Here is a 13,886-nt window from a genome sequence, read left to right as displayed (position 1 = left end):
GTGCCCAGCTACTGCACCACCCGCAATGAGCGTTGCGTATGCTGCAACGAGTGCGATGAATGCTCAGTGGACCTCGTCCACCAGCACGTCCAGGGCCCACGCCTTGCCCGCCTTGCCGGGTGCCTCCGCCTCCACGGCGTAGCCCAGCTCCCGCAGCGCCTCCACCAGCTCGGCCGGGTTCTCCGGGGCGGCCCCGGACGTCAGCAGGGCGCGCACGATCCGGCCCTTCGTCGCCTTGTTGAAGTGGCTGACGACCTTCCGGGTGGGCGCGTGCAGCACCCGTACCGTCGCCGTGCGCCCGGCCACCTCGCCCTTCGGCTTCCAGGCGGTGGCGTAGGCCGAGGAGCGCAGGTCAAGCACCAGGCCCTCGCCGGCCGCCGCCGGCAGCACCTCGGCCATCGGCGCCCGCCAGTGCCCGGCCAGCGCGCCGAGGCCCGGCAGCTTCACGCCCATCGAGCAGCGGTAGGAGGGGATCCGGTCCGTCACCCGCACCGCGCCCCACAGTCCGGAGAACACCAGCAGCGAGCCGGCGGCGCGCCGCCGGGCGTCCGCGTCCAGCGTGGCCAGGCCGAGGGCGTCGTAGAGGACACCGGTGTAGATCTCCCCGGCGGGGCGGGCGCCGGCCGTGCGCAGCCCGGCGTTCTTCGCGACCTCGCCGCGCAGGCCCTCGCTGAGCCCCAGCACCTCGCGGGCCTTCTCCGGGTCGCCGGAGCACAGCTCGACCAGCTCGGCGAGCACGGCCTCCCGCGCGGCGGTCAGCCCCGGCAGGGACAGCGAGCCCAGCTCCAGCGGGGCGCCGTCACCCGAGTTCGCCTTGCCTTCGGAGGGCGGCAGCAGGACCAGCAACACGTACTCCTTACGTAGACCTCCGCGCCAGGGTACGGCGGTCCCGCGTACGGCCTCGACCGCGGGGTTCAGCGCGCGGTGAGGGCCTGGACCAGGGCACCCGGGTCGTCGGCGTACAGCCGGATCACGCGCACCGGTCTGCGCCGGCCCAGCAGGGACGTGTGCACGACGGGCTCGGCGAGCTCGAGGGTCACCGTGGTCTGCGAGCCGACGATCAGGTCCAGGGCGTCCGGTTCCGGCTTGTGCGTGGTCCGGGTCTCGCGGCGTACGGCGGCGATCGAGGCCAGCGGGATCCGCAGGTCGGCATGGGCGCCGTGGCGCACCCGCAGCGCGTCGCCGGTCAGCACGTGCGGGCGGACCACGCCGGCCGCGTGCAGGCCGATCACGAACAGCACGGTGTAGACGTCCACGGCCAGCAGCACGTCGTGCGCGAGCGGCATGTCCCGCAGCATGAAGGACACCCCGACCGTCTCCACGACGCAGACGAAGGCCAGCCCCAGCAGCGTCGAGCCCTGCCCGCGCGCGTACCCGAACGCCCGCCCGCCGGCGGTGCCCTGGGTACGCCGGGCCAGCCACAGCGCCAGGCTGACGAAGAGCCGCATCTCGTGCCGGGCCATCCGGTACACCGTCGTCATCGCTCCACCCCCAGGACGATCTCCAGCATACGGCGCACCGCCTCCGCCTGGGCGGGCGCGAGGTCGGCGTACACCGCCCCCAACACCGCGTTGTCCAGGTCGGGTTGGCCTTCCACCGGCAATCCGTCCGGTACGCACGCGGCGAGCGTGCGCGCCGTCCGCTCCACGCGCGGATCGCCCGGGTCCGCGTCGGCCAGCGCGTCGAGCAGCGCGTACGCCTCGCGGGCGCGGGCCACCGTGTCCGGGTCGTCCAGGACGCCGCGCAACGCGGCCGACAGCCGCCCCCGGTCCTCCGGCGACGCCCCCGTGTCGACCAGGGCCAGGATCTCCCGGTCCTTGACGGCCATGGGTGAGCCGTCGGCCGGCAACGCCTCCAGTACGGCGGCCAGTTCGGGCGAGACGGGACCCTCGGCGGGCGGCTCACCGGCGTCCAGCAGCGCCCGCAGCCGCCGCCGGCGCTCCCGGATCGCCGCCTCCTGCCGGGCCAGGTCCTCGTCGAGTTCGGTCAGCACCTCGGCGAGGTCCTTGCCCGCGTCGTCGGCGAGGACGTCCCGCACCTCGGTCAGCCCCAGCCCCAGCTCGGTCAGCCGCCGGATCCGGGCGAGGACGACGGCGTGCCGCAGCGCGTAGTGCCGGTAGCCGTTGGCGCGCCGCGCCGGCTCGGGCAGCAGGCCCAGGTGGTGGTAGTGCCGCACGGTGCGCGTCGTGACGCCGACGGCGGCGGCGAGTTCTCCGATCCGCATGGGACCCAGTACAGACGTTGACGTCACGGCGGGGTCAAGGGGTGGGCGCAGGGGCCGGGTTGGCGGTCGAGGGACTTGGTCGGTCCGGTGGTGTCGGCGCCGGCTGTGCGGTGGCCTGGTGCGAGCCGACCAGCGTTCCAGGGCATCGGTCGGGGGACGTTCGACGTGGGTCAAGCGGTGACCCGGGGCGTGCCGAACCGGCGGTCCAGGGTCTCGGCCGGTGGGGGGCGTCGACGTTGGTCAGGCGGCGACCCGCGGTGTGCCGAGCCAGCGTTCCAGGGCGGCGGGCAGTCCCTCGCCGCCCGCCGTGTCGGAGGCCCACGCCACGAACCCGTCCGGCCGCACGAACAGCCCCCGCAGCCCGGGCCGGTCCGGGCAGGCGGCCGTGACCACGTCCAGCCGGTCGCCGTAGCCCCCGGCCCGGACCCGCAGCCCGGCGTCGCCGGCCGGGTCCAGCAGCAGGGCGCGGCCGGTGTGCAGCCGCTCGCCGAGCCGGGTGCCGTCGGCAAGCCGCAGGTCGGGCGCGCAGACGCCGGTCAGCGGGTGGTCGCCGGGCAGGTCGTAGCGTTGCCGCACGCCGGAGATCCGCGTGGCCAGGTAGGTCGTGCCGGCGGTGGTCAGCGCCAGGTCGGTGACCACCCGGCGCAGGGCGCGGGAGTGCCGGTCGGGGCGCATCAGCGCGACCTGTGCCCGGGTCCAGTCCAGCACTCGGGCGCCGACCGGGTGCCGTTCGGCGGTGTAGGTGTCCAGCAGCGACTCGGGGGCCCGGCCGCGTGCGACGGCGGCCAGTTTCCAGCCCAGGTTCAGCGCGTCCCCGATGCCGAGGTTGAGACCCTGCCCGCCGAACGGCGCGTGCACATGGGCCGCGTCACCGGCGAGCAGCACCCGGCCCCTGCGGTAGTCGGTCGCCTGGCGGGCGTTGTCGGTGAACCGGGTCGCCGTGAGCACCTCGGTGACGGTCACCTCGGGCACGCCCGAGACCCGGCGCAGGCTCGCCGTCAGCTCCTCGGCGGTGACCGGCGCGGACCGGTCGGCCGGCGGACCGTCGAACTCCACGGTGAGCACGCGCCCAGGGAACGGCCCGTGGACGTACGTCCCCGTGCCGGTGGTCTGCCAGCCGGTGCCCAGCCGCTCGGCCCCGGCCAGTCGTACGAGCGCCTGGTAGCCGGTGATCTCCGGTGCCGTGCCCGGGAAGTCGAACCCGGCCAGCTTGCGGACCGTACTGCGCCCCCCGTCACACCCGACCAGCCGGCCGGCCCGCAGACTCCGCGGGCCGCCGCCCGCGCTGTCGGTGTGGAAGCGCACGGTCACCCCGTCGGCCTCGGCGTCGAAGCCGGTCAGTTCGACGCCCCGGCGCACCTCGACGCCCAGCCGCCCGGCCCACCGGCCGAGGATCCGCTCCAGCTCGGCCTGGGGCAGGACGAGACCGGCGTCGGCGGCGGGGCCCGCGTCCGCCCAGGCGGGATCGGAGCCGTCGAAGAGGTCCGGGTCGAGCATGATCCCGGCGAAGTGCCCGGCGAACTTGGGCGGGAGTCCGGAGGGCCCACCGGGGGCGTGACCGCTGGTCTGGCCGGGAGCGTTCCCGTCGAAGGCGCGCAGCCGGGCCCGGGACGCCTCCCAGGCCGCCGCCAGCTCGGGCAGCAGGCCCCGCCGGTACAGGGCGATCGCGGTCGCGATGTTGACGGAGCCCGCCTTGATCGTCTCGTCCACCTCGGTCCGCCGCTCCAGGACCAGCACCCGTGCCCCGCCCAGCCGCAGCTCACAGGCGAGGAAGAGCCCCACGGGGCCGGCACCGGCCACCACCACGTCGTAGTCGTACTCGGTTGTCGTCATGGCCTCAACTGTAGTCACTAAAACTTTCGAGTGACTACAGATATCTGGGATACAGTTCCCCCATGGATTCCAGACCTGATCCGGAGCTCTCCCTGCGGGAGCGGAAGAAGCGCGAGACCCGGCAGCGGATCTCGGACATCGCGACGGACCTGATCGGGAAGCGTGGCTTCGACGCGGTGACGGTCGCCGAGATCGCCCGCGCGGCAGGCGTCTCCCCGATGACGGTCTTCAACTACTTCCCGCGCAAGGAAGACCTCTTCCTGGACCGCATCCCGGAGGCAGCCGACCTCTTCGCGTCGGCGATACGAGACCGCGCCCCCGATGAACCCCCGCTCGCCGCCCTGCGTCGCCTCGCGCTGCGGCTCCTCGAAGAGCGGCATCCGCTGGGCGGGGTCGGGGACACCTTCGCCGACTTCTGGCGGACAGTCGCTGCCTCGTCCGCGCTGCGCGCGCGGGCCCGGGAGGGCGTGGAGGAGATCGAGGCGGCGCTGGCCGCCGCGTTCGGCGAGGCGGGCGTGGCGGACCCGGAGTTGTCGGCCGCGCTGACCATGGCCGCGTACCGGACGGTGTTCGTCGCCTCAGTGCGCCGGCTGCTTGCGGGAGACCTGGTGACGGAGGTCGCCCGGGATCATCGGCGCCGGCTGGAGGCGGCGTTCGACGCCCTGGAGAGAGCGGGTCTTGACGGCTAACAACGTTAGCCGTACGGTCATGGCTAACGACGTTAGCCATGACCGGCGCGCCGAGACGACGACCTGGGGGCAGCCATGACCACGACAGTCGATACGACGACGGCGACCGTCACCCGCCGCATCGGGAGTCCGGCCCTACGACGCGGGGCGTGGCTGGCGTTCGCGCTGTTCTGGTCGGCCTTCGCGGTGGTGGAATGCGTGCGCCACGGCTGGCCGGCCACGCTCCTCGCCCTGGCCTTCCTCGTGCTGCCCGACCTGACCTTCCTGGTCGCGCTCGACGAGGCACCCCGCATGGCGAAGGGACAGCTGCCGCCCCGCGCGGTGCCGTACTACAACGCGCTGCACCGCGCCCTGGTCCCGTTCACGCTCGCCGTCGCCTACGCGGCGCTCCCGCTGGACTGGCCGCCCGCCTTCGCCGCGCTGTGCGGCTGGCTCGCCCACATCTCGTACGATCGCGCCCTCGGCTACGGACTGCGCACCAAGGAGGGCTACCAGCGTGGCTGACCGGCTCACCCCCCGGGCACGGGAGATCGTGACGGCGGCCCGGGACCTCCTGGAGGAGTCCGGACCCGCCCAGCTGACCATGCGCACCCTCGCCGACCGCCTCGGCATCAAGGCCCCGTCCCTCTACAAGCACTTCCCCGACAAGCACGCCGTAGAGGTCGAACTGGTGGCGCAGATGCTGACGGAGACGGCGGAGGCGCTGGAGGCCGCCGAGGCCCGCGCCCCCGGCTCGCTGGAGGCGCTGGCCGGGGCGTACCGGAGCTACGTCCTCGCCCACCCCCACCTGTACTGCCTGGGCACCGAGCGGCCCCTGCCCCGCGCCGAACTGCCCGCCGGCCTGGAGGACCGGGCCGCCCTGCCCCTGCTGCGCGCCTGCGCCGGCGACCTGGACCTGGCCCGCGCCTTCTGGGCCTTCGCCCACGGCATGGTCACCCTGGAGATCCACGGCCGCTTCCCGGCCGACGCGGACCTGGAGGCGGCGTGGAAGCGGGGGCTCGGGGCGCTGGGCACGTAGGGGAGCGGGCGCGGTCCGTGCCGGGGCGGCCGCCCGGTACCATGGTCCTCACGGCAGACGAGCCGGGCGGACGGCCGCGTGGGGTCCCCCTAGGGGGCTTCCCGAGGAACGTCCGGGCTCCACAGGGCAGGGTGGTGGCTAACGGCCACCCGGGGTGACCCGCGGGACAGTGCCACAGAAAGCAAACCGCCAGGGACTCCGGTTCCTGGTAAGGGTGAAACGGTGGTGTAAGAGACCACCAGTGCCCAGGGTGACCTGGGCAGCTAGGTAAACCCCACCCGGAGCAAGGTCAAGAGGGAGCGCCTCCGGTGCTCCTGCGCGGACGACCGAGGGCTGCCCGCCCGAGTCCGCGGGTAGACCGCACGAGGCCGGCGGCAACGCCGGCCCTAGATGGATGGCCGTCGCCCCGGCCGCCGCGAGGCAACCGGGGAACAGAACCCGGCGTATGTCCCGACTCGTCTGCCCCTCAGGGCTCCCGACCAGCGGAAACACAGGTCAGGAGCCCTTTTGTCGGCGGTCAGTCCGTCTTGAAGGGATCCACGGCCAGAACCTCATGGATGTCGAGGAACCGGCACTCGCCGGTCTCGCTGTGGACCGAAATGCAGTTGGGTCCGTAGTTGAAGTACTTCTCGTCCCGGGTTTCGATGTACTTCACGGACTGGAAGCCGAAATAGAAAAATTCTCCCTTTTTCGTTGCGAATTCTCCGTTTCCGAAAAGTGCGACCTGATCGCTCCACTCGCCGAACTTCTGGCACAGAGCCTCCGCCGCCAGTCGCTCCGCCTGTTCCATCGTGTACATCAGTTGCTCCTCATCAGCTTGAATGTCTTGTAAAGCATGGGATCGACGAAACCTGTCTGCACATCGGAGAAAAGCACACGGCCCTGGTGGTTCACGATGTTGAACACATGGCCTGCCGTGCCTGCTTCGGGTCGCGCGGCCACCAGACCTCGAGCCCCGTGGTCGGGATTCCGTATGTGATCGACCATGTTCCAGATCCGGTTTCCGTGAACTTTCGCCCGTACACGCTCTCCAGTCGATCGAGGGATTGGAGCGGAATGTTACCGGGGACGGGTTTGATGCCCTCACCGGCGAGGTACCGGTCGAAGGCCTCGGCCACATAGGTGCAGTTGCTCATCCCTCCTTCCGGGTTGAAATGCGGTGCCAAGTGGGAAAGATCGGGTGTCTCGTACGGCTTGGGCGGGATCGGTGACTTCTGGGGAGCGAGGCCCGGGGGTCGCAGGAGGCGGAAGGGCGGTCCACGTAACCGACAGGGTTGGCCGCCGGAGCCAGGCCGAGGGGGTCCAAACTGATGTAGTGGCCGATCTCGGGGTCGTAGTACCTGAGGTAGTTGTAGTGGAGGCCCAGTTGGTGACCCGGGCGCGCCAGGCGATGTCGCCGGACTCGTCGATCAGCTCGCACGGAGCGCCCGAGAGATCGGACACGATCGCGAAGAAGCGGGCGTCCACCTCTTCCTGCGAGGCCTTGGCCAGGGTCCGGCGCTCGCTCTGCGCGACCGCTTCGGCCCCGTTGAGGTGCCACGTCAGGGTCACCGAGTCGACCGAGTCCGCCCAGCTGGTCGTCTGCTCGCACATCGAGGTGCCGTCCCAGGCGAAGTCCACCTGTTCCAGTACGTCGACCCCGTTCCCGGCGAGGCGCTGCTTGCCGATGCGCCGGCCCAGCGGGTCGTACAGGTACCGCCACACCGTGCCGTCCGGAGTGACGACCCGGGTGAGCCGGTCCTCCGCGTCCCAGCTGTACTGCCAGGTGTCCGGCTTGCGGGAGAGCCGGGTCTTTTGGCGCAGCACCACGCGTCCCGCGGCGTCGTGCTCGTAGCGGATCCGGCCGGCGCGGACCAGGTCGGCGCCCTGGTAGCCGCGTTCGCCGCACCCGTCGTGGCCGAATTGCCGCGCGGGCCAGTCGGCGGCGGTCTGGTTGCCGAGCCGGTCGTACGCGTAGGACTCCGCCCACTTGTCCCCGGTGACCGGGTAAGCGTTCGATCCCCTCCTCGTCGAACCCCTTCAGCGGCGGTGCGCTGGTGAGCCCACATGCTCGTGGGCCGGTGCCGTCGGCAGCTCAGCGAGCAAAACGTCCCTTCGGTGTCTGCTGCGGCGGACGTGCCGGTTCGTCATGCATCGAGCCGCGGCTACCGTCTTCGGAACAGTGCGGAGCAGGCAGCCGGATCAACGCCTGGGAGCGAACTCGCCACGCGGCTGTTTCCACGGTGGCAGGATGGTGATCTGGTCCGACTACCAGGGAGTAGTTTCGCGTGCACGCTCAGGAAACGACTTTCAGCGAACTCGTCCAAGGCGAGAAGCAGTTCCAGGTACCGCTCTATCAACGCACGTACAGTTGGCAGCGGGACGAGCTGCAGCGGCTTTGGGATGACGTGCTGGAGCTGGCCGAGGAGCGCTTGGAGGGCCAGGCTCCCGCGGCGCACTTCCTAGGCTCCGTAGTGCTGGCACCTGGCCGGATCAGCGCGGGAGGCATTCAACGATGGCTTGTTGTCGACGGTCAACAGCGACTCACCACCCTCATGCTCGCCTTCACTGCCCTGCGTGACCGCCATCGGGAACGGGGCGCGGAGCGGAAGGCTGAGCGCATTCATGACTTGGTGCTCGTCAACAAGTACCGAAATGGCGACGACCACTACCGTCTTCTGCCAACGCAGGCGGACCGCGACGCTTTCACCGCCTGCGTCGAGAGTTCACCCAGGGCCGGGGGTCCCGGCAATGTGGGGGCCGCCTACCGGTTCTTCCTGGGCGCCCTCACCGAGGGTGAGGAGAGCGGTGGCGAGGCGTGGACGGACGCGGTGGAGACCGTACTCAGTGGTCTCCTGTCGATCGTGGAGATCACTGCAGCGGAGGGCGACAACGTCTATCGGATCTTCGAGTCGATCAACAATACCGGTGTCGGACTCAGTCAGAGCGACCTGCTGCGCAACTACCTCTTCATGTGTTTGCCGACCCGTGGCGAGGCCGTCTACCGCAGTCTCTGGCTGCCGATGCAAGAACGGCTGGGTCCCGCCAACCTGGAACTGCTTGTCTGGCTCGACCTGGTGGTGGCTGGCAACAGTCGTGCCAAGCAGAGCGAGATCTACCGGGACCAGAAGAAACGCCTGGCGCCCGTGAGCTCCGACGAGGCGGCTCTGGAGGCCGAGATCGTCTCCCTGGCCCGCAGGGCGGAACGCCTGATGAGGATTCTGGAACCCGAGCGGGAGCCTGACCCGGAACTCCGCGAAGTGCTGGAAAGGCTCTCCCGTTGGGGTGGCCAAACCCACTATCCGCTGGCGCTCCACTTGCTCGACCGGGTGGACGACGGGCAGGCCACACCCCACCAGGCTGCCCAGGCGCTGACTTATGCCGAGAGCTACATGGTGAGGCGTCTCTTCACCGGATACTCCACCACGGGTAGCAACCGGGTGTTCATGGAGATGCCCAAGGAGATCGAGAAGGACGACGACCCGGCCGAGGCGGTACGCCGCTTCCTGACCAAAAACAAGACAGGCGCTCGCGTCTGGCCCGACGATGACGCCGTCCGCGAGGCGATTCTCAGTCGCCCCTTCTACAAGGCGGGTCGCAGTAATCAGCGGTTGCAGGTGTTGCGGAGGCTGGAGGAAAGCTACGGATCAAGCGAACCGGTCGACTTCGCCAAGGCACGGCTGACCGTCGAGCACGTGCTGCCGCAGAACCCCGCTCATCAGTGGCTGGACCTACTCGCAGAGGATACCGAGGACGGTCAGAGCCCGGAGGAACTTCACGCCGCCCTGGTCCACACACTGGGCAACCTGACCCTCTCCGCGGACAACGCGAAGTTGTCGAATCACCCCTTCCGTCGCAAGCAAGAGATCCTGGACTTCAGCGCCCTGCGCATGAACCAGGAGATCGCCGGGCGAGAGCGGTGGGGGAAGACGGAGATCCTTGACCGCGCCGCCGACCTCGCCGCCCGGGCCGTCCGGCTGTGGCCCGGCCCCGAAGCGGGCACTGCCCCTGTGGACGACGAGTGGTCCGGCTGGAAGGAGTTGCGGGCCGCGCTCCTCGCCATGCCGGCCGGGACGTGGACGACGTACGGCGACGTCGCGGCGCTCATCGGCACCCACGCGGTCCCGGTCGGCCAGCACTTGGCGACCAGGGCGGGCGTGCATGGCGCTTACCGGGTGCTGACGGCGGCCGGCCGCGTGTCGGATGGCTTCCGTTGGCCGGAGGGCCAGGAGTCGGGCGACGCACGGACCCGCTTGGAGGCGGAGGGTGTCCCCTTCGACGCAGCAGGCCGGGCCCACCGATCCCACCGGCTGACCACCGCCGACCTGGCAGCCCTACTGGGCAAGGACGTCCCCGAGGATGCCCAACCGTCATTGCAGGCCGACGACGAGCACCATTCGGCGGCCGGCCGGTTCGAAAGGCAACTGCGGGAGAACCAGACCAAGGAGACCGTCGACGGCGTCCTGACCACCATGCGTTTCTGGGAGCGACAGGGAGGTCATTTCGCCTATGGTCGGGCGAGCGAGACCAGTTGCTTCCCCACAGCACGCTTTGGCAACGCCTCCGACTCCCGAGTGCTGTGGCCACTGGCGCTCTACCCGATTTCCGGCACGGTCGAGGTCGCCTTTCAGTACCTCAAGCGGCGACCCCCGTTCGACGACGAACCGCTGCGGCGCGAGCTGATGACTCGGCTGAACGGGATCCACGGTATCGACTTGGCCGAGGTCAAACTGGATCTGCGCCCGTCCTTTCCGTTGCAGGCCTTCGCCGAGCACAGTGAGGAAATCTGCGCAGTGCTGGAGTGGTTCGCGCACACAGCCGCCCTCGCGGAGGCCCGTCGCATGGTGGACGAGAACCCCGACACTTTCTGACAACGCTGAGTGAATGCATGGCATTGGGACTTCTGACCCCCACACGCGCAAGCAGGGTCCCGCACGCCGCGCGTGCGGGACGGGGCACTACCGGCGCGGCGCGGTGACCGGTGCCAGGAACGGGCTCGGTGCGCCGTGCCAGGACACCCGCAGTGCCTCCCGAGCCCTGGTACACGCCACGAACAGCAGACTCAGTTCGCTGTTCAGGTCCTCCTGGTGCTGCTGGGCGTCGACAGTCACCGCGGTGACAGCCGATTTCATCGGCACGGTGCCGTCATTGATACCTGCCACGGCGACGCAGCGGAACTCCAGCCCCTTCATCCGGTGCATGGTTTCGATGCGCACGCCGGCACCGCCGCGACCGGCGGTGCCGAGTATGCATGCCGCAATTCCGGCCTGCTCCAGGGCGTGCGCGATGTCCCGCCCCAGCTGGATGAAGCGCACCGCCACCCCGATGTCCTCCGCATCCACTCCCGCGCCGATCCAGTCCCGCACCCGGGCGACCAAGGCCTCGATCTCCTCGGGCTTGGTGGCATACCCGGCCGTTTCCGGCCGCTCACCGTGCATCGTGGATCGGTACCCGGCCAGTGTCTCGTTGCCGCCGTCCATGTCATCGGGTTCCTCTCCGGTCAGCAGAGAGGAGGACCAGGCCAGGATCTCCTGTGTGGTGCGGTAGTTGATCCGCAGCCGGTGCGAGCGCCCGACGACCGGGATGCCGAGCGAGCGCAGCGAGACCCGGTTCCCGTAAATCCGCTGGTAGGTGTCCCCGGCGAGGAAGAGATCGTCTTGGCCGGGGGCTACCAGTGTCCGCAGGAACCGCCACTGTACGGGGTGCAGGTCCTGCGCCTCGTCTATCACGACGTGGCGATACGGTCTCTCTCGCCGCTCGTCCAGAATACGTGCCGCCTCCGCGCACACCTGCAGGAAAGTCCACTCTCCCGCATGACGCAGCTGTTCCTCGAAGGCGGAGACGGCACGCCATACCTGAAGCCGTTTCAGCGGCGGGAGCGCCGTACCACGACCGGTGCGCGGGGCCTTCAGGTACTCCTCCGGTTCCGTCAGAGCCTGCGCCAGGATGACATGACGCCACTCCTGATCGAGGAAGACGTCGGTGAAGTCGATCCCCAGCCGTCGCGCGATGCGGGCCCAGCGGGCGGTGATGTCCTTTTGGTCGACGACCAGCTTCAGCGGGGTGCCGCCACGCTCCGCTCGTACGATCTCGTTGGCCAGGGCGTCGACGTTGACCACACGTATCCTCGCCCGGACGTCCACCTCCTCGACCAGGAGGGCCAGGCAGCGTTCCAGCTCCGCTGCAAGGTCCTTGGTGTACGTGGTGAGCAGGACACACCCGTCGGGGGCATCGGCGGGCAGCCGCCGTGCCAGGTGGTATGCCCGGTGCAGGGCGACGACGGTCTTCCCGGTGCCGGGTCCGCCGGTGACCCTGGCCGGCCCGGTATAGCCCTCGTGGTATGCCACGCGGTACTGGCTCGGGTGCAGGAAGACCCGCCAGGCGTCGAACGGGCGCTCCAGGATGGCCTGCAGTTCCACCGGGCCGGACACGAGAGCGACCCGGCCGCGGGAACGGGCCATCGCAGCTCTCAACTCGTCGGTCTCTTCGGCCGCGGGAGTCCGCACTGCGGTCCGGGCATACGCCTGCACCAACTCCCGGTCGATCGCTTCCGGTGTCATGCCGGTCGCGAGCCCCAGCAGCACGTCGTACTGATGCTCCGGGAGTACCTTGTGCAAGGCCTCCAGATGATCCTCGTCCGGGATCAGCCGGATGATCGGCAGGATCTCCTCGTCCACACCGAGACTGCGCAGCATCTTGTCCGGATACTCGGAGGCGGGGAACAGACAGGGCGACTCCTGGGTGGCCAGCGCCCGCAACCCGGCCGTGGCCCGTTCCAGAGCCACGTCGTTGCGTATCTCGATGCCCTGCGTCGCCTCGTTCACCGACGCCCGGTGCTTGGCGGCCCAGTGGTTGGCCTTGTCGTGGGGGAGGACCTTCAACAGCAGATAACTGCTGCCGGTCTCAGCCTTGAGGACGACGCCTCGCCAGAAGTCGGTGATGCGGATGGTCCGCAGGCGCGGATCCCTCTGATGCGTCAGCTTCTCCAGGTGCAGCCCTGCGTGGGTGGCTGTCGCGAACTTCTCGAACACCTCGAAGACACGCTTCTGGACAGGCTTCTCCAGCGCCGCGAACTCCAGCAGGAAGTCCCGGTGCATCCCCAACGTAGCCATCAGCGCCCCCTCCGGCCATCCCTCAAGAACACCATCACCTTACTGACCGGCTGCGGCGCGGAACGCAGGTCCGTACACGCGCGGGCACGTACGGAGTGATGCGTCGCTCGCTCGGCGCGGTGCGCGTCACTCAATGATGTAAGCAGCCGAATCCTCGAAGGGAGCGGCCCGATACGGCTCGAAGTCATGGGTGCTGTCGCGCCAGTAGACCCGGCCGCGTCCGCTCTGACGCGAACACTGCGGTCAGCTCTCTAAGGGGTGCGGGGCCCCTGCCATCGCGTCAGAACCCCTCGTCGCTGCAACTCCCGTATGTGATCTGCCATCCGGCCCGGCATGGGGCCGCCCTTCAACAGCACGCCCGCCTCGATGTTGCGCTCGGCGCCCGACGCTGTGAGGTTGGCGCTGGTGAGGAAGAGGATCCGGTCGTCGGCCACCGCCAACTTCGCATGCAACCGACCGCCGGGAGCGGCGCGTCGGGAATTCGGCCAGTGCCAGAGTCGCAGCCCGGGTATGCCGGAGAATGCAGCGGCCGGCTCACCTCCGGAGAGAAGTCCGCCCGCGCCTTCCAGCGTCTCGACGACGATGTCGACCGTGACGCCGCGGGTTACGGCCTCGGAGAGCGCCGCGGTCAGCGGTGCATACGAGCGGGCCGAGTAGGTGACGGCGACGATCCGGTGTTCCGCGGCGCCGACCACCTCTGTGAGTACCTGGGCGGTGGCGCGGACCGGCGTCCCCGGCGTGGAGGGGCCGCTCCACACGGCTCGGACCTCGGTGTCCTCGCGTCGCCGGGTCCAGGCCGCGGCGTACCCACGCAGATACGCCGCGGCCTCAGCCGGAGGCACGCCGTCCTCTGTGATCGAGACCAGCAGGGAGGAGATGGCCTCCAGAGCGGCCGGTGTCTGGAACTTGCCGAGGATGTACGCGGGGGAACGCCCCTGGGCGAGGAGCGTGGCCAGGGTCTTCGTCCGTGTGGGTCCGAGCGAGGCGGCGGCCGTGGCGGTCGCCGCCTCGAAGTGCTTGCGACTCACGCG

The 13,886-nt window shown here is 70.0% G+C and carries 12 protein-coding genes, 1 other RNA gene and 1 pseudogene; 5 read left to right on the top strand and 9 right to left on the bottom strand.

The window, feature by feature from the left end:
- Positions 1 to 63: 63 nt before the first annotated feature.
- From yaaA to HB370_RS13095, 4 genes are all read right to left on the bottom strand, one after another.
- Positions 64 to 846 (bottom strand): peroxide stress protein YaaA, encoded by a 783-nt coding sequence (gene yaaA / locus HB370_RS13110; protein WP_030789784.1) that lies wholly within the window; start codon positions 844 to 846, stop codon positions 64 to 66.
- A 68-nt stretch (positions 847 to 914) separates the two neighbouring features.
- Positions 915 to 1,481, bottom strand: a complete 567-nt coding sequence (locus HB370_RS13105) for a hypothetical protein (protein ID WP_030789788.1) — start codon at positions 1,479 to 1,481, stop codon at positions 915 to 917.
- A complete protein-coding gene (locus HB370_RS13100) occupies positions 1,478 to 2,224 on the bottom strand; it encodes a MerR family transcriptional regulator (RefSeq protein WP_030789791.1) in 747 nt (248 codons plus the stop codon). Before HB370_RS13100 ends, HB370_RS13105 begins: the two co-directional genes overlap by 4 nt.
- Before the next feature lie 240 nt (positions 2,225 to 2,464).
- The gene (locus tag HB370_RS13095; protein WP_030789794.1) at positions 2,465 to 4,057 is read right to left on the bottom strand and encodes an FAD-dependent monooxygenase; all 1,593 of its coding nucleotides are present in this window, start codon (positions 4,055 to 4,057) and stop codon (positions 2,465 to 2,467) included.
- Positions 4,058 to 4,119: 62 nt separating this feature from the next.
- Between HB370_RS13095 and HB370_RS13090 the strand changes: the two genes are divergently transcribed.
- The 4 genes from HB370_RS13090 to rnpB all read left to right on the top strand — a co-directional run bounded on the left by HB370_RS13090 (position 4,120) and on the right by rnpB (position 6,226).
- Entirely contained in the window at positions 4,120 to 4,746 is a 627-nt protein-coding gene (locus HB370_RS13090) for a TetR/AcrR family transcriptional regulator (protein WP_030789797.1), read from the top strand.
- 75 nt (positions 4,747 to 4,821) lie between these two features.
- Entirely contained in the window at positions 4,822 to 5,250 is a 429-nt protein-coding gene (locus HB370_RS13085) for a DUF4260 family protein (protein WP_030789800.1), read from the top strand.
- Positions 5,243 to 5,764 carry a TetR/AcrR family transcriptional regulator gene (locus HB370_RS13080; RefSeq protein ID WP_030789803.1) on the top strand — a complete coding sequence of 174 codons (522 nt, stop codon included), beginning with the start codon at positions 5,243 to 5,245 and terminating at the stop codon, positions 5,762 to 5,764. The genes HB370_RS13085 and HB370_RS13080 overlap by 8 nt, the downstream gene beginning before the upstream one ends.
- Positions 5,765 to 5,822: 58 nt before the next feature.
- Positions 5,823 to 6,226: RNase P RNA component class A (rnpB, locus tag HB370_RS13075), an RNA gene on the top strand.
- 55 nt (positions 6,227 to 6,281) lie between these two features.
- Here the strand turns inward: rnpB and HB370_RS13070 are convergent.
- From HB370_RS13070 to HB370_RS13060, 3 genes and pseudogenes are all read right to left on the bottom strand, one after another.
- Positions 6,282 to 6,563, bottom strand: a complete 282-nt coding sequence (locus HB370_RS13070) for a hypothetical protein (RefSeq protein WP_030789806.1) — start codon at positions 6,561 to 6,563, stop codon at positions 6,282 to 6,284.
- Positions 6,563 to 6,811, bottom strand: coding sequence for a toxin glutamine deamidase domain-containing protein (locus tag HB370_RS13065; protein WP_280117793.1), 249 nt, complete (start codon positions 6,809 to 6,811; stop codon positions 6,563 to 6,565). The genes HB370_RS13070 and HB370_RS13065 overlap by 1 nt, the downstream gene beginning before the upstream one ends.
- 202 nt (positions 6,812 to 7,013) lie before the next feature.
- Positions 7,014 to 7,732, bottom strand: a pseudogene (locus HB370_RS13060) (RHS domain-containing protein); the annotation flags it as partial.
- Between the two features lie 299 nt (positions 7,733 to 8,031).
- Between HB370_RS13060 and HB370_RS13055 the strand changes: the two are divergent.
- Positions 8,032 to 10,614 (top strand): DUF262 domain-containing protein, encoded by a 2,583-nt coding sequence (locus tag HB370_RS13055; RefSeq protein ID WP_030789812.1) that lies wholly within the window; start codon positions 8,032 to 8,034, stop codon positions 10,612 to 10,614.
- Positions 10,615 to 10,701: 87 nt separating this feature from the next.
- On the opposite strand, the gene HB370_RS13050 is transcribed toward HB370_RS13055, so the two are convergent.
- Together HB370_RS13050 and drmC are read right to left on the bottom strand one after the other, a co-directional pair.
- Positions 10,702 to 12,855, bottom strand: a complete 2,154-nt coding sequence (locus HB370_RS13050; protein WP_030789814.1) for a UvrD-helicase domain-containing protein — start codon at positions 12,853 to 12,855, stop codon at positions 10,702 to 10,704.
- 251 nt (positions 12,856 to 13,106) lie between these two features.
- Positions 13,107 to 13,883: a DISARM system phospholipase D-like protein DrmC gene (drmC, locus tag HB370_RS13045; RefSeq protein WP_030789816.1), complete on the bottom strand. Its 777-nt coding sequence runs from the start codon at positions 13,881 to 13,883 to the stop codon at positions 13,107 to 13,109.
- Positions 13,884 to 13,886 lie beyond the last annotated feature (3 nt).

The sequence above is a fragment of the Streptomyces sp. DSM 40868 genome (assembly GCF_011820545.1).
Lineage (GTDB): Bacteria > Actinomycetota > Actinomycetes > Streptomycetales > Streptomycetaceae > Streptomyces > Streptomyces eurythermus.
Note: the sequence above shows the minus strand (reverse complement) of the source record. Positions and strands in the feature narration are given on the sequence as shown.